The following is a 20732-nucleotide window of genomic DNA, read 5'->3' as shown; positions in this document are numbered from 1 at the left end:
TGAAGACGATGGGGCAGACTAAGGCAAGACAGGGAAGTTATGCGAAAAAGTCATGTCTCATGAAACTATTTTCAAGACTGATTCTTGAGCACAAGTAACAATATATGAATGGTAGGCATACCTAGCTCGACTCGGCCACCAGCCGTTGGCGCCGGGCATTGCCGAAACTTTCCAGGCTGTAGCAGGCCAGTGCCGACCAGATCAGGGCAAAGCCGACCAATTTGCCGCTATCGAACGGTTCGTGCCAGACCAGAATCCCCAGCAGCATCTGCAAGGTCGGCCCGATATATTGCAGTAGCCCGAGCAGCGACAGGGGAATGCGCCGGGCACCGGCGGCAAACAGCAGCAGCGGAATGGCGGTGATCGGACCAGCCAGCGCCAGCAATAGTTTCACGCCACCGCTGGCCTCGACAAAGCCGCTCTGGCCATGGCTGCCCAGCCAGAACAGATAGCCAAAGGCAAACGGAAACAGCAGCAGGGTTTCCAGCGTCAGCCCTTCGAGCGCGCCCAGGCTGGCGGTTTTGCGCAGCAAGGCATAGCTGCCGAAACTGGCGGCCAGTGCCAAGGCAATCCACGGTAATTGGCCCGCCTGCCAGGTCAGCCAGACCACCCCGAGCGCAGCGAGGCCGACCGCGCCCCATTGGCCGGGCCGCAATCTTTCCTTCAGCAGCAGATAGCCAAACATCACATTGACCAGCGGGGTAATGAAATAGCCCAGGCTGGCATCGACTACCCGGCCGCTGTTGACTGCCCAGATATAGATAAACCAGTTGACCGACAACACCGCCGCACTGGCGGCAAAACGGCCCAGTACGCGCGGGTCGCGCAGCGCCGGGCCGAGCCAGGCCCATTGTTTGCGGATAAGCACTACCAGACAGAGAAACAGCAGCGACCAGACCATCCGGTGCAGCAGGATTTCCAGCGCCGGAATGCTTTGCAGCAGTTTGAGATAGAGCGGCAGCAGACCCCAGCACAGATAAGCGAGGACAGCGTAGAGAATGCCGGTTTGCATGAGCGGATCGCGGAAGAGGGTTGGGGGGTCATCTTGCACGGATGCGCTGACTTATACACGGTACGGTGCACAGCAGCGCTGGCGTACTGTACCGGCTAGACCAACGGCGCGGTGGTTTTTCCTATAGTGGGGACACACCGCCCTCGACAGGAGCTTCGCCATGTCCGATTTCGCCCCCGGCTTACCGTGCGACCGTCAGGGCCATGTGCTGTGTGGCCGTGAGGAGGGCGTGTACCGCATGGCGTTCCGTGAATGGGGCGCGCCTGACAATCCCCAAGTGGTGATCTGTGCCCATGGCCTGACCCGCAACGGCCGTGATTTCGAACGTCTGGCCCATCGACTGTCCCGGCGGTTCCGGGTGGTCTGCCCCGATGTGCTGGGGCGCGGGGACAGCGACTGGCTGCGTAATCCCATGGGCTACCAGCTTCCTCTCTATGTGCAGGACATGCTGGTGCTGCTGGCCCATCTGCAAGTCGAGCAGGTGGCCTGGATCGGCACCTCGATGGGCGGTCTGATCGGGATGTTGCTGGGTTCGCTGCCAGGCACGCCGATCCGGCGTCTGGTGCTCAACGATGTGGGGCCGGTGCTGTCTGCGGTTGCCTTGCAGCGGATCGGCGACTATGTCGGCAAGGCGCCGGTATTCACCGATCGGGCCGAGGCCGAGCACTATATCCGGCAGATTTCGGCGCCGTTCGGGCCACATAGCGAAGCCGAATGGGGTTTTCTGTGCGACATCATGCTGCGCCGCGCCGAGGTCGGTTGGCGGATCAACTACGATCCCGCCATCGCCGAGCCGTTCCGTCGCACCTTTAGCGGCAAGGATGTCGATCTGTGGCCGTTCTACGAGCGCATCACCTGCCCGACCCTGCTGACCCGGGGTGTCGAATCCGATCTGATCTCGTCGGACACCGCCTGCGCCATGAGCGAACGTGGGCCGCGCGCCCAGTGGGTCGATTTCGATGGGGTGGGGCATGCGCCGACCTTTATGCATGCAGACCAGATCGATGTGGTGGAGGCATTCCTGCGGCAGGACCTGACCGAAGTCGCCCCGCCACGCACGCAGCATGATTTCTACGCCTTTGCCGCCGATCAGTTGCCGCCACGGGTCGGTGAGGGCTTTGCCACGACCGATCTTGCCGCGTATGGCTGGTCGGCCGAGCGGACCGATACGGTCCAGTTGCCCGATGCCCTGATTGGCCATCTCGAAGCCAGCCTGTCCTGGCTGCCGACCCATAACCCTGCCCGCGCCGAACCCTGGCAGGGGCTCAATCGCTGGGGGCTGACGGTGCTTGAAGGCGACACGGCGCTGCGGGCGGCCGAATTGTGCGAAGCCTGGGCGGCCGTATTGCGCTGCGGTCCCAAGGTGCTCGATCTGGGCGGCGAGGCGCTGGAGCGCGACCGGATGGTCGGCAGCCTGATTGCCTTGGCTGAACTGGCGCGCCGGGTCGAGGCTTCCGGTGGACGGCAGGTATTGATGCACGTCGGGGCCTGAGCCGGTTTCTCGTTAAAAGTGGCGTCCAACTTCCCCAGACTTCATCGCGTGTGTCCGGTTAAATCCAACCCAGACACAGCACCTAGCCTCCGTCATGTGCTGTTGCTCGATCGTCAGTGAGGACTGGTGTGTCACGACCTTCGGCCTAGCGCACCTGCGAGGTGTTGATTGTGCAGAAAAATTTATTTTTGTTTTATATATGGCTTTTTGTATTGCGGAGTATATTCAGAATTTTTCTGTTCGAATTCCATTCCGCCCCGTCTTCCTCAAAACTGTCCATTGATACTCAGATAAGCCCGCGCCTTGCCATGCTCATCGAGGGCGATGCCCAGATAGGCGGGGCCGAAGCGGGTATCGCTGCCGACAAACAGTGCGGTCGAGCCGAACCAGCGTGAGGTGGTGGTCTGGTGTTCCATGCCCCATAGATGGGCTGTTTCGAGCGACACGCCCCAGAACGCGGCATTGCCGAGCAGCGGGGCGAGGCGGGTGACGTCGCGGGTGATCTGCAAGCGGCCGAAGCTGAGTCGTTCGCCGCGCAGTTCGTTCTGCCGATAGCCCGACATCCGGAATAGCCCGCCCAGGGCCGGCCGGGCATAGAGCGGAGCGTCGAGCGAGGCGGCGTATTCGAATTCGGCCTGGCCGACCCAATGGCCGAACCGGGCGGCGGTGCGCCAATTCAGATTGAACAGCGAATAGCGTTGATCGGCGCCAAGCCCAGTCAGCGAGTGATACAGCGCCACCCGGCCATACAGGCCCTGGCTCGGGTTGCGGGCGTCGTCGAGCTGGTCGTAGGTCAGACTGAAGCGCGCGCCCGCCTCGTTGAATTTTTCGCGCTCGAAAATCTCGTCGCCAGTGGTGCGCTTGAGGCGGCGGTGGCTGGCTTCGACCCCCAGCCGCACTTCGCCCCAGCGCCGCCAGGCCGAACCGATGTCGAGGCCGAACAGTGAATGGGCGTCACGGTATTCGGCCAGCCGCTTGCGGTCGGCGTAGAACGCCAGCGGATCGTTACGGCTATCGGCCCGCGCTGTCACAAACAGCTCACCGTCAAGCCGCAGCGGCTGATGCCATTGGGCGCTGAGCCCGCGGTTCTCGCCAACCTGCCCGCGCAGGGTCAGTTCGCCTCCCAAGCTGTTGAGCCAGGTGCGGCGATACTGGGCCAGCACCACGAAAGCCGAGTCGTCCTCGAAATCGCTGCGCAGCCCGATGCCGAACTGGAGATAGCTCGGTCCCCACGATTTCTCGCGGGGTTCGAGCACCAGCACATGGCCCTGCTCGGTCGGCTTGATCTGATAGTAGAGCTGCTCGAAGTCGCCGCGGGCCCAGATCCGGCTCAGCCGCTCATGAAAGCTCGGCAGGTCGAGCACCTGCCCCAGCTTGACCTCGACCGCTTCCTTGAGGACCTGTGGATTGACGAAGCGGGTGGGCTGAACGTCCACCGCGCTGATGGTCGGCGTGGGGCGCTGCTGCTCGACCTCGCGCCGCCAGGCGGCGTAGCGCTCGGGCTCGACCGACAAGGCCGCGAGCCGAGGCAGGGCGTTGCGGGCGGCGGTCTCGCCGGCCGCGATGGCGGCATCGGGGTTGGTGAAATCGGTCGGTTGCAAGGCGCCCAGCTCGGGCTGGATCAGAATATCGCGCTGGTTGAGCTGCTTGAGCTGCTCGTCCACATTGCGCTGGGTCAGCGCCCGCAGCGCCTGTTCCGAGATGCTGAGCACATTGTTGGCCTCGTCGCGGCGCATCAGCGGCGAGCCGACATTGACCGCGATCACCACATCACCGCAGACGCCACGCCCGACATCGACGGGCAGGTTGCGCGCCAGCCCCCCATCGACCAGCACCCGGCTGGCCCGCTCGACGGGCGGGAAGAAACCGGGCACGGCCATGCTGGCGTGCATCGCTTCGGCCAGATCGCCGCGCGACAGCACCACCATATCGCCGGTTTCGAGATCGGCGGCGATGGCCCGGAACGGCAGCGGCAGCCCATCGAAGCTGTTGAGGTCGGTATTGCCGGCGATCTGGCGCAGCAGCAGATCGATCTTGTGGGTGCCGATGGCGGCCTTGGGCAGCTTGAATTCTGCCTGGTCGCTGAGGCCGATTTCCAGATCGATCAGGCTCAGATGGTCATCACGCTTGTGCTGCATCGTGCGGTTCTGCCGCTGCGGCGTGGCATTGAGCATTTCATGCCAGCGCGTATTGCGGGCAAGTTCGGCCACTTGGCTTGCATTGTGGCCGACGGCGTAAGCGCCGCCGACCAGGGCGCCCATGCTGGTGCCGATCACGCAATCGACCGGTACGCGCGCCTCGTCCAATACCTTGAGCACCCCGACATGGGCCAGTCCACGCGCTCCGCCGCCGCCCAGCACCAGGGCGACGCGCGGCCGCTCGGTCTTGGGCGGGGTCGGCTCGGCGGTGGCGCTGAGCGCCAGCAGGCTCAACAGGCTGGCGAGCAGACAGCGGCGGGAAAGGCTCATCGGAAACTCCGGGATCAGTAGCCGCACAGTGCGGCAAAACAAGTCGGAACGCCGGCCACACCGGCGCGGGCCTCAAGGCTGGAGCTTCTCCTGCTCCAGCCAGTCGATAAAGGCGGCCACGGCCGGGCGGTAGGGCGGCGGCTCGGGCGTCACCAGCCAATAGCGGCGCTCCAGCGGTAATTCCTGGCCGAACAACTGCACCAGCCGGCCGCGCTGCAATTCGTCGCCAACCAGGGAGCGCCGGGTCAGCGCCACCCCCTGACCATCGAGCGCTGCCTGCACCACCATGCCGGAGTCGGAATAGGTCACCTCGCGCAGCGGACTGTCCCCGCTCACCCCGGTCTGCGCCAGCCATTCGGGCCAGGGTTCGCCATCGGCGCCAAGCAGGGTGCAGTGGGTCAGTTCGGTCGGGCAGCGGGGCAGGCCGCCAGCCAGGTCGGGGCGGGCTGCCACCAGCAGCGAATCATTCATGAACGGTCGGGAATGAACGCCGGGCCAGTTGCCAAGGCCCATGCGGATCGCCAGATCCATGCCTTGCGCGGCCAGATGCTCGACGGTCTGCGAGGTCTGGATACGCAGTTCGATCTCGGGATGGGCTTCGATAAAGCGGCCAAGCCGTGGGGTCAGCCAGCGGGCGGCGAAGGAGGGCATGGCGGTGACGACCACTCGGGGCCGCTCGCATTCGCGCCGCAAGGCTGCCAGCGATGCACTGAGCGCCGCAAAGGCATCTCCGGCGGCGGCGGCGACCCGGCGGCCATCGGCCGTCAGCACGATGCCGCGTCCTTGCCGCACCACCAGGGTCATGCCCAGTTCGGTCTCGAGCGATTTGATCTGATGGCTGACGGCGCTGGGCGTCACAAACAATTCCGCCGCCGCGCGTGCCACGCCGCCCAGCCGGGCAGTGGCTTCGAAGGCCCGCAGCGCCACCAGCGAGGGCAGGCGTACCGGTTTTTCAAATGTTGAATTCAATTCACTATTCCGCTGAAAAACAATCGTTTGTTGTAAAGCTGCATTCCCAGCAAAATCAGCCTCATGAACTAGCCAGCCAGGCAGAAGGAGAATGAAAATGCTGCATGATTTTATCGAATTTGAACGCCGTCTGGAACGCGCCGAGGTGCTGAGTCTGCGCAGTATCGATGGAACGGTGATCGAATGCCTGAGCGGCTCGCTCTGGCTGACCGAGCAAGGTGGCGATGACCACTGGCTGGCTGCCGGCGAGCGCTATGTGCTCCATGGCAATGGCTGCACGGTGGTCGAAGGACTGGCCAATGCCGAAGTCCGGGTGGTGAAACCTGCTGCGCCGACAGTCGGCTGGTTTACCCGGCTGTGGCATGAACTGGGCGGCCGTCCGGCACAGCGTGAGTGCGACTGCACGGCAGTTGGTTGATCAGTAAAATTTTCTGAAAAATCAGTGCCAGAGTTAAAGCATTCATTAGATGAATAATAAAAAACCTCGCCACGACGACTTGGGCGAGGTTTTTTGCTGGGGCGATGGTTCAGCGTTGGCATCCAAGCCTGTTGGATGCTCACTGGGTGGCAGGGACGAACCCAAGATTGCGCTTTTTCAGCGACGGCTCGGGCGCGAGCCCAATCAGCCCAGTCGTTCCACACCACCAAGATAAGGCCGCAGCGCTTCGGGTACGCTGACCGAGCCATCGGCGTTCTGGTAGTTCTCCAGCACGGCCACCAAGGTCCGGCCGACTGCCAGGCCCGAGCCGTTCAGGGTATGGACCAGCTCGTTCTTGCCTTGCTCGTTCTTGAAGCGGGTCTGCATCCGCCGCGCCTGGAAGGCTTCGCAGTTGGAGCAGCTCGAAATCTCGCGGTAGGTATTCTGCGCCGGCAGCCAGACTTCCAGATCGTAGGTCTTGGCGGCGGTAAAGCCCATATCACCGGTACACAGGGTGATCACGCGATAGGGCAGGCCCAGCTTTTGCAGCACCGCTTCGGCATGGCCGACCATTTCTTCGAGGGCGGCGTAGGAATGGTCCGGATGGGTGATCTGCACCATTTCGACCTTTTCGAACTGGTGCTGGCGAATCATGCCCCGGGTGTCGCGGCCGTAGGAGCCGGCTTCCGAGCGGAAGCAGGGCGAATGGGCGGTCAGCTTGAGCGGCAGCTCGTCGGCCTTGAGGACCGAGTCGCGCACCGTGTTGGTCAGGGTGATTTCCGAGGTGGAGATCAGGTATTGGGCCGCCGCGTCTTCATCACCGCCTTTTTCCACCTTGAACATATCCTCGGCGAATTTGGGCAGCTGGCCGGTGCCGTACAGCACTTCGGCATTGACGATATACGGCGTGTACAGCTCGGTGTAGCCGTGTTCGCGCGTTTGCAGATCCAGCATGAACTGGGCAAGCGCGCGGTGCAGACGGGCGATATTGCCGCGCAGCACGGTAAAGCGGGCACCCGACAGTTTGGCGCCGGTTTCGAAATCGAGGCCGAGCGGACCGCCGACATCGACATGGTCGCGCACCGGAAAGTCGAACTGGCGCGGCGTGCCCCAGCGGCGGACTTCGACATTGTCACGCTCGTCGTTGCCGGTCGGCACCGATTCGTGCGGCAGATTGGGGATATAGAGCAGCAGGTCGTTGATCTTTTCCTGCAAGGCAGCCAGCGAAGCCTCGCAGGCCTTGAGTTCTTCGCCGATACCGCCGACCTCTGCCATGATGGCCGAGACGTCTTCGCCCTTGGACTTGGCGATACCGATCTGCTTGGCGGAACTGTTGCGCTTGGCTTGCAGTTCCTGGGTACGGGTCTGCAAGGATTTACGCTCGTGTTCGAGGGCAGCAAAGGTGGCGGTATCGAGCTTGAAGCCGCGAGCGGACAGGCGCTCGGCCACGGCTTCGAGGTCGGTGCGAAGTAGCTGGATATCAAGCATGGCGCTCTTTCTTAGAAATTCGTCTCGGCATTTTAACGGTTGTTCGCTATAGCGAATATCCGTTCGATATAACGAATGGATGTTTGTGAAAGCGAACCGACGAGCATACGTCCTTCCCTGCCAAGCGCCAATGGCTTCACTCGCCCGGGGTCTGACGGACGGTTTCAAGAGGTGAAACCGGCAGCCGATAACCGATCACTACGCAATGGAGGACAGAACGATGGCGATCAATTCCCTAAGCTCTGCGCTGAATAATCTGACGCTGCCGCGCTTTGACATGGAGCGCTCTTCCACCCAGCAGCGCGATACCCCCCGACAAACCACCTCCGGCGACCAGGCCAGCCGGGTCGATCTCAGCACCCCTACCCAAGCCCTGGCGGCACTGGACGATCTCAGTGCCGCCGTCGGCGAGTTACCCTGGCGCGATCTATTGGGCCAGGCCCTGGGCGCCACGCTCAGCGGCTTCGGCGTCAAGGCGGCCGACCAGGGCAGCGATGGCGGCCTCGCCATCGATAATTTCAAAGCCGATCTCAACTATCAGCGCGACCGCGTCCAGCTCAGCTCGGATTCCCTGAGCAGCCAGGGTGGCCTTGCCCGTTTCGAGCATCGCGCCATCGATTTCGAACAGGAAGCGCTGCATTTCAGCGCATCGGGCACGATCAAGCTCGAAGACGGCCGTCAGCTCGAATTCAAGGCTGAAATCAGCATCGCCCGCCTGTCGCTCAAGAGCGAACAGACCCGGATCGAAACCGACCAGCCGCTTGAACTGAACTTCGACCGTCAAGGCATGCAGGGTGCCGGCGAAGGCGGCAATCTGCGCCAACTGCTGGCCAAGTTGCAGGAAAACGCCGCTGAGATGGTCGAGGCCGGCAAGGACAAGGACGCCGACAAGCCCGATTGGCTCAAGAGCATGGACGAGATGATGGGCCAACTGCGCATCTGGGCGCGCGATGTGGCCGGTATCGAAGGGCTGGCCGATCTTGGCGCCTTCGATCTCAATGGCCAGGGTGTGGCAGCTGGCCGCGACAGCCAGGGTGGAAGCCGTGGCGCGGCGTCGCTGCTGAATCTACAGGCTTGAGGGGGAAGTGATAAGCAGACGGGGAGGACGATCAGCGTCCTCCCCGTTTTTGTTGGTCACGGCGATGCTGGATTGCGTCTTTATCAAGCCGATACGTGACGCTGGCGATGTGCCCTGACTGCCTGGCGCACGATCAGCGCAGCGGCAATCGTGGCGATCAGATGCTTTAAGGTGTGTCCGCTCACTACCTTCAGACTCTCGAACAAGGCATGGTCATACACTTCGACCAGCTTGGCCGCCACATAAAGCAGCACCGCAGCGCCAAAGGTCGCTTGCTCGGCGGCCGGGGCGCGCTGTTGCCATAGCCACAGCGGAATCAGCCATAAAGGCGTCAGTTGCAGCAGCAGATAAGGACGCAGATCGTCGCTGAGCCGCCACCACACCACCGTCGCGACAGCGAGCAGCGTCAGCAGCGAAGTCAGCAGCCGTGAGCCGGCAACGTCAAGTCGCCGGCCAAGTGTGGCGGCCAGCAGCATGGCACAGGCGAAGGCGATCGGCAGGCGGTCCCAGATCAGACGCTGGTTGTCGGGAGCCAGGTGATACCAGATCGAACCCAGGCCCGTCAGCAGAAGTGCCACGCAGAACAGGCGACAAGCCAGATCACCCGCTTGCTCCGCCTGACCGGTTCGGCGCAGATGATGGATTCCCCAGGCGCCCAGCAGCAGAAAACCCAGATTCGACAGCACATCGGCTGCATGGTCGATGCCAAGCCAACGACGGTCATCGGCGAAATCGTGATAGTTGGTCGGTTGAACAATCGGCCCATGGAACAGCAGGACAATCAGAACGAGGACGCCCACAAACAGCGGCAGTCGGTGGGAACGAAGATGGCTCATGGCGCGCTCCTTGAGAAGATGCGCCAGCTTGTCGGCTGTTGATGATTTATGAAACTATTGTGCTGGATATGAGCTTTCTTGACATTGAAAGTATCGTATGTAGATACTTTGTTGATGAAAAAAGCCCATCATCCTCTGATTCTGGCCATGAAGCGCCTGCTGAAGGCACGCGGCTGGACCTACGCCCGGCTGGCTCCCGAACTCGATCTGTCGGAAGCCAGCGTCAAACGGTTGTTCTCAGGCGAGCGCTTCACCTTACAGCGGCTCGAACAGATCTGCACACTGCTCGATATAGAACTTGGCGATCTGGTGCGCGAAGCCGATTTCGGCCGCGCCACGGTGCATCGGCTGACCGAGACCCAGGAGCGCGAGCTGGCCGCCGATGTGCGGCTGCTGCTGGTCGCGGTCTGTGCCCTCAATCATTGGCCGATGGCGCGCATTGTGCGCGACTACCAGATCGAAGAGGCCGAATGCATCGGCTATCTGGTACGGCTCGACCGGCTCGGTCTGATCGACCTGTTGCCCGGCAATCGGGTGAAACCTCGGGTGGCGCGCGATTTCTCCTGGCTGCCCGATGGCCCGATCCACCGCTTTTTCCGCGAGCACGCCCAGGATGACTTTCTGCGTGCACCGTTCGATGGCATCGGTGAAGCACTGCATGTCGTCAGCGGCATGCTGACCCAGGATGCCCAGCGGCGCTTGCAGCAGAAACTGCGGCGCCTGGTACAGGAAGCGGCTGAACTGCATCAGGAATGCCTCGATGCCCCGCCCGAATCGCGCCAGGGGACCGTATTGTTACTGGCGCAGCGTAGTTGGGAGCCGGCGGCATTCCTGAAGATGCGCAGAAAAGAAGGTGAGAAAAAATAAAATAATATGAAAAACAATTGCCTCATTCAGTGCGGGTTTAAACTGAAAATGCATGAATATATTCTGAGGGTCTCTGCAGACAATTCTTCGCACCTTCCTCTGGGGCGCTGGTCGATCGGACTGAACCTGATGCGCTGTATCCGGATCGGCTGGCTTCTCTGGCGAGCGCCCTCCCATTTCGATCGGCGTCGCCGCTAAGCCTGGTAGAGCGCTGTACGCCTGCGCTTTGAGGTCCGGACACGCTGACGCCGAATTGGCTGGAAATGCGTTATCCCGCCCAACCAGCTCTGTGCCGATTTCCCGAAAAGGATCGGCATTGTCTTGTTGGCGGTGTCCGGCAGATTTCTGCTGAAAATGGCGGCAAAGGCTGAACGGCGTAGGTTCTCTTCGTCCACCAGGGAGAGGGAGTAGTGGCTCAGGCCGCAAACCGGCGGGTCCAAAAAACAATGCCGATCCCGTGATAGGGATCGGCATCGTCTTTACTGCCGGTCGTCCGATTTTAGCGGCCAAGGCCGCCTTGATCGCTTAGCGGACGGTGAAGCGTTGGGCGGTCTTGCCGTCGCCGTTGCGCAGCACCAGCCAGCCGTTGTCGAGCCACCAGCCGTCGTTGGCATGTTCACTCGGTACGTCGATCAGTTCCGGATCGGCTTGCAGGGTGAAGCGGGTGCTGTTGCCGAAGGTGACGACGATCGAGGCGTCGATTTCACGCATCACCTTGACCCACGGGTCGAGCGCCTTCAGTTCGGCCACCAGGCTGCGGGTATCGGCAAAGGCGGGCAGCAGGCGGGTGGTGCGGCCGTTGCTGTCGCGGAAGCTGCGGGTGCCGTCCTGGGTGGCGGAACTCATCTCGGGTTGACGGTCCTGCTGGGTGACATACATCCAGTCGGCAGCGTACTGATAGGTGCGACCGCTGTAGTTGAGGCGGATGCTGCCATCGTTGCGCACTTCGACCTTGGCCGAGCGATCGACCTTGCTGCGCAGGTAGCTGGCGAGCGCTGCCGGGTCGGGCAGCATGGTGGACATCACGGTCTCGTAGCCGTCATCGACCAGCACGAAGCGGCCGTCATGCTCGGCGCTGACCGACAGACCACCGCTCTTCGCCTTGCGCGACAGCGGCAGGAAGTTGAACGAAGCGCCGCCGCCGTTGACCAGCAGCACGCGGTTGGCGTTCTGGCTGCCTTGCAGTTGCTGGTTCAGCAGCTTCGACAGCGTCTTGATGATGCTGGCGTCGCCACGGCTGCCATTGGACTCGGTCACGCGCAGATCGGGCGTGGTCGGCATCACCAGGCCGGAATCCGGCGTGGGGGTCGGCGTCGGTGTGGGAGTCGGCGTCGGCGTGGGGGTCGGCGTCGGTGTGGGGGTCGGCGTCGGTGTGGGAGTCGGCGTCGGTGTGGGGGTCGGCGTCGGTGTGGGGGTCGGCGTCGGCGTGGGAGTCGGCGTCGGCGTAGGAGTCGGCGTGACGCCGCCGTTCTTGATCAGTACATCAAGCCAGGCGCTGAATTCGTTGTCGTAGTTGTACTTCTGCCGTTCGAGATCGGCGGCATAGGCGTCGTACTTGCCGGTACGCCACTGCTTGAGCATGGCTTCGACCACGCTGCGCTTCTGTTCCATCATGAAGCGGGTGGCCAGATAGCCCCAGCGATAGACGCGGTCCTGGCCGGACTCGTAGCTGTTGCCGAAGATGGTCGACAGCGGCACTTTGCCCTTCTTGGCCAGTTCGACGGCTTCGGGGTAGTCCTGCTGATGGCTCAGGTATTCGCCCACGCCTTCGACCCACCAGGTGACCGGGGCGCTGCCCGAGGCACCGAAGTCGCCGTACATATTGAAGCGGCCGTCGAGGTAGTGGACGTATTCGTGTTCGAGGTTCCAGATCTGGAAGCGGTCGGTGATCCAGGTCGCGACATAGGCAAAGAAGCGGGCCTGGTTGCCGGGCTTGCTCGGATCCCCTTCCAGATACATACCGCCGTTATTGGTATCGAAATTGAACAGCGGACCGCCGTAGTTCACATAGTTGGCGTTGTCCTTGAACACCACCAGTTCCAGGGCGCTGTTGTTGTCATCGGCAACCGGACGGCCACTGGTGCCGAAGGTGCTGTGGAACAGCTTTTCCTCACGGCTGAGTTTGGCGCAGCTGTCGTCGAGCTGGGCGCGGGTCAGTTCCTGAGCGCGGATGCGGATGGTCGGGCTGCAAGTATGGTTGACCTTGAGCACGGCGTTGATGGTGGTGTTCTTCCAGTCGCACACACCGGCGCCGTAGTTGGCGCAGTTTGCCTTGTCGTAGTTCTCCACGGCATTGGCGGCGTTGATCCACAGGGCGTTGGGCACGCCATTGTTCTGCTGCTGGTGCAGTACCTTGCGGATAAAGGCGCTGGCGTTTTCCTTCTGACCTTCGAGGCCCAGCAGACGGCTGCCTTCGAGCACTGCGTTGGACAGGATGACCTGGTCGGCGGTACCGAGCAGCCACTGATGGTTGTCGTAGAAGCGCGACAGGGCGTCGATGACCGTGCGGTCGGTCTTCATCAGCTCGCGGTAGTCTTCGTTGAACGAACCTTGGAAGAAGATGTTGTAAACCGCGTAGACCTGGGCGCCACGGCTCTTTTCCAGCCAGGTCTTGTCGAAGCGGCCGAGCAGGTCGACGGCGTGATGGACATAGCGGCGTTGGACGCCCAGGCCATTGCTGGCGGCCAGGGTCCAGAATTCACGCATGATGCTGTCGGTATCGTCGTCGAGGGTAAAGCGGGCGCCATTGCCGAACATGGCGTCGAGCGCGGCAATCACGCGCGGATTGGCAGTCGGGGCGAAGTCGACGATATCGTCGGGGCGGTTGTAGCGCACATAGTAGGCGCCACGCAGATAGGCGATCAGGTTGTAGACCGCCGGGCTCTTGCCGCCGCGGTAGCTGCGCGATTCGCTGGTCAGCGCGTCGGCGACGGCGATCACCTTATTGGCTTCGAACAGGCTGGCAGCGGTGCGGCCGCTGACATTGTAGAAATGGCTTTCACAGGCGCGGTTGTCGGCATTGCGCAGCGCATTGACCAGGTTCGCGGGCGACATGGTGGCCACTGCGTTGCAGTCGAGGCTGGCCGAGAACTGGTTGGCACGCGGTTCAGCCAGCATCTGCGGGGCGTTCAGCGTGGGGCGTGCAGGATTTTCAAGCCGGGCATGACCCGGTTCGAAGTCGGCAACACGAACGGTCTGGGCATAGGCCGGAACGGCCAGGCTACTGACCAGCGCCAGGGCAATCGGGGTCAGGCTGAAGCGGACGGACACAGTAAAAACTCCTATGGAATGTAACTATTCACTGCCGTCAATCACGGCAATGTGGATGTCATAACGCTTGCGTAACCCCCTGCCGCTCCGGGACCGAAAACAATCGGCACGACCCGGCGGGTCAAAACCTGACAAACGGGTGAGAAACGACGGTTGTAGCGCCTGACTCGTCCGCCTTTCCCGGAAAAGGAACCGGGACGAGAAGCATTGGGTACCGTCTGGGGTATGCAGCAAAGCGTGGTATCAGTCGGCGCAGCAAACACTGACGCCTTTACAGTGCGGCATTCTATTGATTTGTCCTGGGTGTTGGCTATCCATTTTGCATATGGATAGGCGATATTTTTTGCCAAAAATGGCACGGATGGCCCATAAACTAGCCAATAAGCGTCCATCTGAGGCTCGCCAATTGGCCGGATTATTGTCTGCCCGTGCAAGGGAGGTGCTGAGGAGGGAGGAGATGGAAAGTAGGTGGTGCGATGGCGGCAAAATTGAGTGGTCCGAGGATAGGGTGGTCAGATACAGGATGCTGAAGATATTTTTAATTTTTTACCTAATGGCGATTATAGCTTGCGGACATTTTTCCTAAAATTTGTATTTTGCTTGCTGTGTCGGTCCTGTCTACAAGCAGAAAAGCCATACGCGATCGTATGGCTTTTCTGCTTAATGGATAAGAAGTGATTCCGCTGTTATCAAAATCTATTGCTGAAGTGATTCCTCTGATGGTCCAGCATGGTGCTGGCTGGGCCAGCTCCGCTGGGAGAAAGCGACGCGGTGCCGTCATCTTGCTCTCGTTGCCGCGTGCTACGGTTTCACGCGGTCAGTCGTACCTACCTACTTCATCGCCAGATATTTCGAGTCTTATCGGAGGGTGACTCGGACGCGGTACTGTCCGGGTCAACCTCCCGGCCAGCGGGGTGGAGATCACGCGGTACCGTGATTCCGCTCCGCAGCCAGGCTGCCGCGCTGGAGGCGGGCAGTAACAAGTGCTGCCTAAATCATCAAAACACCTATTCCCAACTTATCGAAACGGTCCGCGCCAGGGGCGCGGTATTGCTGCTTGGCTGCGGTCGGATCACTGGTCGTTCCGGCCGCATGGCTAAGACCCGGGGGGTCTTGGCTGATCTGGTGGGCGATGCCGGGCATCGCAGCTTGTTTAGAAGTAACGGAAGGTGGTGGCGACAGACTGGGTTCTGCCCGTCGGTTCCTGCCGGAGCGGTTCGTCAGCGCTGTGGAGCGTGGCATCGCTGCGCGACAGGTGCTTCACTATCCAAGTCAGTATCCAAATCGTGACATTCATTATTTTTTCCTCCTGGTTATACGAGACGGCGGGGAGCCCGCTGCCGCTTTGCTGCGGGCCGTCATACCGGCTGATGCCGGCATGACGGCTAGTACTGCCATCAACAAGTCATTTCAAACAGCAATGCCAAAGTGGCGATTTCATCAACGTGTGGTAGCGACGACCACGACTTTGGTCAGCGCTGCCGGTACTTCGCGATAGCCTGCCAGATGCATGCTGAAGCTGGCCCGTCCGGCACTGAGGGTACGTAGACGGCCGATATAGCCAAACATCTCGGCAAGCGGCACCTCGGCTTCGAGGACAAAGGCATGGCCGCGTATCTGCTGGTGCTGCACCTGACCGCGTCGGCGTTGCAGATCGCCGATACAGTCGCCGAGTGCTTCGGCCGGGGTGATCACCTCGACGGTCATCACCGGTTCAAGCAACTTCAGTCCGGCTGCCCGTGCCCCTTGCCGCAGGGCCTCGGCTGCCGCGAGCTGGAAGGCCAGTGCCGACGAGTCGCGTTCGTGGTAGCTGCCGTCGATCAGGCTGACACGCAGATCGGTCAACGGGCAGGCTGCCAGTACACCTGCCTCGCAGGCGGCCCGGATACCGGTTTCCACTGCTGGCACCAGTTCGCGCGGCACTGCACCGCCGACCACCTGGTTGTCGAACAGCACACCGCTGCCTGCTGCCAGCGGTTCCAGTCGCAGTACGACTTCGGCGTACTGGCCTGGACCGCCGCTCTGCTTTTTATGCAGATAGCGGCTGGTACTGGCGGTCGCGATGGTTTCGCGATAAGCCACTCGGGGTTGCCCGGTCGCCACGGTCATGCCGAAGCGGCTGCGCAGCTTTTCCAGCGTAACTTCGAGCTGCAATTCGCCCATCCCGGCCAGTAGCGTCTGACCCGATTGTTCGTCTTGCCGCAGTCGCAGGCTCGGGTCTTCCCGGACCAGCGTCTGCAAGCCCAGCGCCAACCGGGTCTGCTCGGTCTGCTGACGCGCTTCGAGGGCAATCTCGATCACCGGCTCCGGGGCGACGATCGATTCGAGCAGCAATGGATGCTGCGGATGACACAAGGTGTCGCCGGTGCGGCACGACTTGAGTCCGCTTACGGCAACGATGTCACCGGCCACCGCCAGGGTCTGCTCGACCTTGCGATCGGCGTGCATCTGATACAGCCGGCCTACCCGTTCGCGTCGGCCGCTGGCGCCGTCGATCACGCTATCGCCCGGCCGCAGCTTGCCGCGATAGAGCCGCAGATAAGCCAGGTTGCCATGGTCGTCGGCGCTCACTTTGAACAGCAGCGCCGCAAGCGGCCCGGCGCTGTCGGCCTCGACCGGCTGGCGCTCGGCCAGCTCGGCGGGAGCGGGCAGATAGTCCAGCACGGCGTCGAGCAGCGGCTCGATCCCTTTATTGCGGTAGGCCGAGCCCAACAGGACCGGCACAGCCAGGCCGGCCAGCGTGGCGCGGCGGATGGCGGCCCGCAGCCGGTCGATATCGGGTTGGCGGCCTTCCAGATAATCGGCCAATGCCACATCGTCGAACTCGGCGGCCGCTTCGATCAGCTCGGCGCGGCGGGCCTGGGCGATGGCTTGGAGTTGCACTGGAATCGCTGCCACGCTGTAGTGGCCGGCACCTTGCTCGGGCCACACCAGTGCCTGCATGGTCAGCAGATCGATCACGCCACGCAGTTGGTCTTCCTCGCCAAGCGGCCATTGCAGCAAGAGCGGGGTAGTACCCAGCCGTTCGCGCATGCCGCTGAGTACGGCCGTCACATCGGCACCGACCCGGTCGAGCTTGTTGATAAAACCGATACGCGGCACCCGGTAGTGGTCGGCCAGACGCCAATTGGTTTCGGTTTGCGGCTCGACGCCGGCGACGGCATCGAACACCACCACGGCTCCATCGAGTACCCGCAGCGAGCGATTGACCTCGATATTGAAATCGATATGGCCCGGGGTATCGATCAGGTTGATCGCGTGATCGCGCCAGTTGACCTGGGTCGCCGCACTATTGATCGTGATACCGCGTGCCTGCTCTTGCGGATCGAAATCCATGGCTGCCGAGCCTTCATGGACTTCGCCCATTCGATGGCTGGCGCCACAGTAATAAAGAATACGTTCGCTCGTCGTTGTTTTGCCCGCATCGACGTGCGCAATAATCCCTATATTACGGAGTTTTCGGGTTTCCATAATTCACACCTTTAATCGGATAAAATCCGGCTATTTCCGCCGGTCGAATTATCCGATTACCGGCGGAATTTAAATCTGTTTGGATCGGTGGCTTTGGCTCATCGTCCGATCCTTATCGCTTGGCCTGCGCCGAAGCGGCGGCGTTGCTGGTAGCCGTCGCCGTGCCAAGGGACGGGCGCAAGCCCGGCGCCCCTTGGCACGGGCGAATCGTATTGATCAGTTTGTCGTAGGTGCGCATGGCAAAACCCTTGTTTTTTCAGAGAAAATCGGCAAAACAAAACCCCCGGGGGCTATGCCGACCGGGGGTTTTCTGCTTTACCCGGAAGGCCTTGGCCTCCCGAGCTGGGCTCGAAAGGCTAGGTCATCAAATCATTTGCTTCGCCCGTGACAACGCGTGCGATGGCCAGCCGTTGCACGGCGGACATACGGGCGTTGAGGGACGGGTAATGTTTCACGATCTGCCTTTCTGCTTGTCTGATTGAAGGTGTCGAAATATACCTTGCGAAATTGCAGGCGGTCAATAGCGAAATCAATTTTAATTTCGCTCGCGCCATTTCGGGGCGGTTTTGATAAATCAGCCGATAATAATCTGCGTTCCGTATCGCCTATCAGGTCAGATCATGTAACAAGGTGAATTACTACCGCCTTCGCCGCTGAGTGCCTGATGCAGTCGCCGCAATGCCTGTGAGGCCAGTTCGGTTTCCTGCTGCTCGAATAGCCGACAGACTTCCTCGATATTGTGCGCCAGCGGAGAGCCGGCAAGCTGGCCTGCCAACTCGTCGAGCAAGGTCAGGGCGGTGAAGTCGCCCTTGCCCAGCAGCGGCATCACCTGGTCGATCAGCTCAAGCGCGATCTGACGCTGGTTCGGGGTCAGCGAGTTCGAGGCGCTGGGAGCCTGGGTGAGATTGCACAGGCTACTCAACACGGTGGCGAGCTGCTCATGAAAGCGGATCAGCAGTTCGCGGCTGGTTTCGACCTGATGAGCCCGGGCGGCGTTTTCAAGCGACTTGGCGGTCTCGCCGAGTTCCGCCGCGCCGACATAGCCTGCTGCCGATTTCATGGTATGTGCCGCTGCCGCCACGGCGCCCAGGTCGCCCTCGGCCATTCGCTCGTCGAGCTGGGCCGACAGGGTGGAGAAATCCTTGATAAAGCCTCGGAAGATGCGCAGCAGCCGGTCGGGATTATCGCCAAGCCGCGCCACGGCCAGGGTCAGGTCGATGCCCGACAGGTCGCCCGACTCGGCACCGCCGCTGCTTCGCGGCGGACGCCGCCCGGGCTGTCCGGGCCGCTCGCGGTCGGGCAGCCAGCGCAGCAGGGTGTCGTAGAGCGTGTCGGGGTCGATCGGCTTGGTGATATGGTCGTTCATACCGGCGTCGAGACTGGCGCGCTGGGCGGCAGCCATCGCGTGCGCCGTCATGGCGATGATGGGCAGCGAGGTAAAGCGTGGATCGCGGCGGATTTCCCGGGTAGCGGTCAGCCCATCCATCTCGGGCATCTGGATATCCATCAACACCAGATCAAACGGTTCGGCATGGACCCGCTCGACGCCCTGACGACCGTTTTCGGCCACGCTGACCGCAATACCAACTTCCGCCAGGAATTCTGTCGCCACTTCGCGATTGAGCGGGTTGTCCTCGACCAGCAGTACCCGTCGCCCCTTGAGCTGGCTGAGATCCTGCCGGGTTTCGACGGCGGCCTCTTCGCGGGGCTGGTCGGCGCAGCCGAATACTTCGGCGAGTGCATTGAACAAGGCCGACTCGGTCACAGGTTTGATCAGCATGCCATCGAGCTGGTCGGCCTCGCGCAGCAGTTCTTCGCGGCTATAGGCCGTGACCATCAGCACCGCCGGGATCTGGATCAGGCGGGGATCGCTCTTGATCTGGTTGGAAGCCGCCAACCCATCGACTTCCGGCATGCGCCAGTCCATCAATACCAGTTCGTATGGCTGACCCCGGTCGGAGGCATAGCGCAGCATCTCGATGGCGTTGGCGGCCGAGTCGGCGGTTGCCGCGCTCAGTCCCAGCGCTTCGGCCATCGATTGCAGGATGTCGCGGGCCGAAGCATTGTCATCGACGATCAGGATGCGCCGGCCGCCCAGGCCGCCATAGCGCTGCGGCAGCACAGCTTCGCTGCGCTCGGGCAGTCTGGCCTGGACGGTAAAGGTAAAGGTGCTGCCTCGTCCTGGTTGGCTGTCGACCCAGATCCGTCCGCCCATCATCTCGGTCAACTGCTTGCAGATCGCCAGTCCCAGGCCCGTGCCGCCATATTTGCGGGTCACCGAGGAGTCAGCCTGTGAAAACGATTGGAATAGCTGGGCCGCCTGTTCGGGTTCGATGCCGATGCCCGTATCGCGCACCGAAAAGCGCAGTTGAACTTCAGCTTCTCCGACGGCATCGGTGGAAACGGTCACCACAATCTCGCCGCGCTCGGTGAACTTGACCGCATTGGTGGCCAGATTGATCAGGATCTGGCCAAGCCGCAGCGGGTCACCATAGAGCGTGCGGGGCGTGTCGGGCGAGATCGAGAACAGCACTTCGAGCTTTTTTTCCTCGGCTTTGAGGATGATGACATCGGCGACCGCGTCGAGTACCCGTTCAAGGTCGAATTCGGTCTGTTCCAGCTCGAGCTTGCCTGCTTCGATCTTGGAGAAGTCGAGGATGTCGTTGATCAGATTGATCAAGGTGTGGGCAGACAGCTTGATCTTGTTGAGATAGTCGCGCTGTTTGGGGTTGAGATCGGTCTGAAGTGCCAGCCGGGCCATGCCCATGATGGCGTTCATCGGGGTGCGGATTTCATGGCTCATCCGTGCCAGGAATTCGCTCTTGGCCCGGGTGGCTTCTTCAGCCTCGCGAGTGGCCTGGCGCAACTGCCCTTCGGCTTGGCGCAGATCGCTTAGATCGACCAGCATCACCACGCTCTGCTGGCCCAGGCTGCGGGCGGCAAACAGGATTACCCGGTCGCGGCCGTCCTTGCAGCGCACGATGGCTTCCATCGGCTCGATCTGGATGCCCTGTTCAGTCGCTTCCTGTACCCGTCGCTCCCACTCGGTGCGGATGGCTTGGCGATATTCGTTGTCCGGGTAGGCAAGTGGCCACCAGTCATGCACATAAGGCATATCGTGCAGGTCGTAACCCAGGACTTCACGGAAATTGCGGTTAAGGGCGAGAAACCTCTGGCTGGTGCTTTCAAACACCGCAATCGATAGCGGGGCCTCTTCGATCAGGGTATCGAGTTCAGAGCGTGACAGGGCAAGTGCCGCTTCGAGCTCGGCGTTGCGGGCTTCGAGCTGGCAAAGACGCTGTTGCAGTGCCTCGATGGTCTGGCTGTTGGATAAGGAAGGAACGGGGTCGGGTTCGGTCACGA

At 61.7% G+C, this 20732-nt stretch carries 13 protein-coding genes; 4 read left to right on the top strand and 9 right to left on the bottom strand.

Annotated elements, in window-relative coordinates:
* Positions 1-121 precede the first annotated feature (121 nt).
* Positions 122-1012, bottom strand: a complete 891-nt coding sequence (gene rarD / locus ACFOW7_RS07765; protein WP_378162815.1) for an EamA family transporter RarD — start codon at positions 1010-1012, stop codon at positions 122-124.
* A gap of 160 nt (positions 1013-1172) precedes the next feature.
* On the opposite strand from rarD, the gene ACFOW7_RS07760 reads away from it, so the two are divergent.
* The gene (locus ACFOW7_RS07760) at positions 1173-2504 is read left to right on the top strand and encodes an alpha/beta fold hydrolase (RefSeq protein ID WP_378162812.1); all 1332 of its coding nucleotides are present in this window, start codon (positions 1173-1175) and stop codon (positions 2502-2504) included.
* A 266-nt stretch (positions 2505-2770) separates the two neighbouring features.
* Here the strand turns inward: ACFOW7_RS07760 and ACFOW7_RS07755 are convergent, their stop codons facing one another.
* Both ACFOW7_RS07755 and gcvA read right to left on the bottom strand, forming a co-directional pair.
* Positions 2771-4972, bottom strand: a complete 2202-nt coding sequence (locus ACFOW7_RS07755) for a patatin-like phospholipase family protein (RefSeq protein WP_378162809.1) — start codon at positions 4970-4972, stop codon at positions 2771-2773.
* 72 nt (positions 4973-5044) lie between these two features.
* A complete protein-coding gene (gene gcvA / locus ACFOW7_RS07750; RefSeq protein ID WP_378162807.1) occupies positions 5045-5941 on the bottom strand; it encodes a transcriptional regulator GcvA in 897 nt (298 codons plus the stop codon).
* A 97-nt stretch (positions 5942-6038) separates the two neighbouring features.
* On the opposite strand from gcvA, the gene ACFOW7_RS07745 reads away from it, so the two are divergent.
* Positions 6039-6359, top strand: coding sequence for a DUF2917 domain-containing protein (locus tag ACFOW7_RS07745; protein WP_378162805.1), 321 nt, complete (start codon positions 6039-6041; stop codon positions 6357-6359).
* Positions 6360-6563: 204 nt separating this feature from the next.
* Here the strand turns inward: ACFOW7_RS07745 and serS are convergent, their stop codons facing one another.
* Positions 6564-7847, bottom strand: coding sequence for a serine--tRNA ligase (gene serS, locus ACFOW7_RS07740; RefSeq protein ID WP_378162803.1), 1284 nt, complete (start codon positions 7845-7847; stop codon positions 6564-6566).
* A gap of 220 nt (positions 7848-8067) precedes the next feature.
* Here serS and ACFOW7_RS07735 point away from each other — a divergent pair, with 220 nt between their 5' ends.
* On the top strand, positions 8068-8925 hold the full coding sequence (locus ACFOW7_RS07735; RefSeq protein ID WP_378162801.1) for a hypothetical protein: 858 nt from the start codon (positions 8068-8070) through the stop codon (positions 8923-8925).
* 83 nt (positions 8926-9008) lie between these two features.
* On the opposite strand, the gene ACFOW7_RS07730 is transcribed toward ACFOW7_RS07735, so the two are convergent.
* Positions 9009-9761: a ceramidase domain-containing protein gene (locus tag ACFOW7_RS07730; protein ID WP_378162798.1), complete on the bottom strand. Its 753-nt coding sequence runs from the start codon at positions 9759-9761 to the stop codon at positions 9009-9011.
* A 114-nt stretch (positions 9762-9875) separates the two neighbouring features.
* Between ACFOW7_RS07730 and ACFOW7_RS07725 the strand changes: the two genes are divergently transcribed.
* Positions 9876-10628: a helix-turn-helix domain-containing protein gene (locus ACFOW7_RS07725; RefSeq protein ID WP_378162796.1), complete on the top strand. Its 753-nt coding sequence runs from the start codon at positions 9876-9878 to the stop codon at positions 10626-10628.
* Positions 10629-11153: 525 nt separating this feature from the next.
* Here ACFOW7_RS07725 and ACFOW7_RS07720 read toward each other — a convergent pair.
* The 4 genes from ACFOW7_RS07720 to ACFOW7_RS07705 all read right to left on the bottom strand — a co-directional run bounded on the left by ACFOW7_RS07720 (position 11154) and on the right by ACFOW7_RS07705 (position 20730).
* On the bottom strand, positions 11154-13898 hold the full coding sequence (locus ACFOW7_RS07720) for a collagenase (protein WP_378162794.1): 2745 nt from the start codon (positions 13896-13898) through the stop codon (positions 11154-11156).
* A gap of 1153 nt (positions 13899-15051) precedes the next feature.
* A complete protein-coding gene (locus ACFOW7_RS07715; protein ID WP_378162792.1) occupies positions 15052-15195 on the bottom strand; it encodes a hypothetical protein in 144 nt (47 codons plus the stop codon).
* Positions 15196-15338: 143 nt separating this feature from the next.
* Entirely contained in the window at positions 15339-17369 is a 2031-nt protein-coding gene (gene fusA, locus ACFOW7_RS07710; RefSeq protein ID WP_378162790.1) for an elongation factor G, read from the bottom strand.
* A gap of 613 nt (positions 17370-17982) precedes the next feature.
* The gene (locus ACFOW7_RS07705; RefSeq protein ID WP_378162788.1) at positions 17983-20730 is read right to left on the bottom strand and encodes a response regulator; all 2748 of its coding nucleotides are present in this window, start codon (positions 20728-20730) and stop codon (positions 17983-17985) included.
* Between the last annotated feature and the right edge of the window lie 2 nt (positions 20731-20732).

The sequence above is a fragment of the Chitinimonas lacunae genome (genome assembly GCF_042650885.1).
GTDB classification, from domain to species: Bacteria; Pseudomonadota; Gammaproteobacteria; order Burkholderiales; family Chitinimonadaceae; genus Chitinimonas_A; species Chitinimonas_A lacunae.
This window is presented reverse-complemented; position numbering and strand designations above follow the sequence as displayed.

Bases quoted from the DNA above. Each gene is read 5' to 3' on its own strand.
- ACFOW7_RS07755 (WP_378162809.1), bottom strand. From the start codon at position 4,972: ATGAGCCTTTCCCGCCGCTGTCTGCTCGCCAGCCTGTTGAGCCTGCTG.
- ACFOW7_RS07730 (WP_378162798.1), bottom strand. From the start codon at position 9,761: ATGAGCCATCTTCGTTCCCACCGACTGCCGCTGTTTGTGGGCGTCCTC.
- fusA (WP_378162790.1), bottom strand. From the start codon at position 17,369: ATGGAAACCCGAAAACTCCGTAATATAGGGATTATTGCGCACGTCGAT.
- rarD (WP_378162815.1), bottom strand. From the start codon at position 1,012: ATGCAAACCGGCATTCTCTACGCTGTCCTCGCTTATCTGTGCTGGGGT.
- ACFOW7_RS07745 (WP_378162805.1), top strand. From the start codon at position 6,039: ATGCTGCATGATTTTATCGAATTTGAACGCCGTCTGGAACGCGCCGAG.
- ACFOW7_RS07735 (WP_378162801.1), top strand. From the start codon at position 8,068: ATGGCGATCAATTCCCTAAGCTCTGCGCTGAATAATCTGACGCTGCCG.
- ACFOW7_RS07725 (WP_378162796.1), top strand. From the start codon at position 9,876: ATGAAAAAAGCCCATCATCCTCTGATTCTGGCCATGAAGCGCCTGCTG.
- ACFOW7_RS07715 (WP_378162792.1), bottom strand. From the start codon at position 15,195: ATGAATGTCACGATTTGGATACTGACTTGGATAGTGAAGCACCTGTCG.
- ACFOW7_RS07760 (WP_378162812.1), top strand. From the start codon at position 1,173: ATGTCCGATTTCGCCCCCGGCTTACCGTGCGACCGTCAGGGCCATGTG.
- serS (WP_378162803.1), bottom strand. From the start codon at position 7,847: ATGCTTGATATCCAGCTACTTCGCACCGACCTCGAAGCCGTGGCCGAG.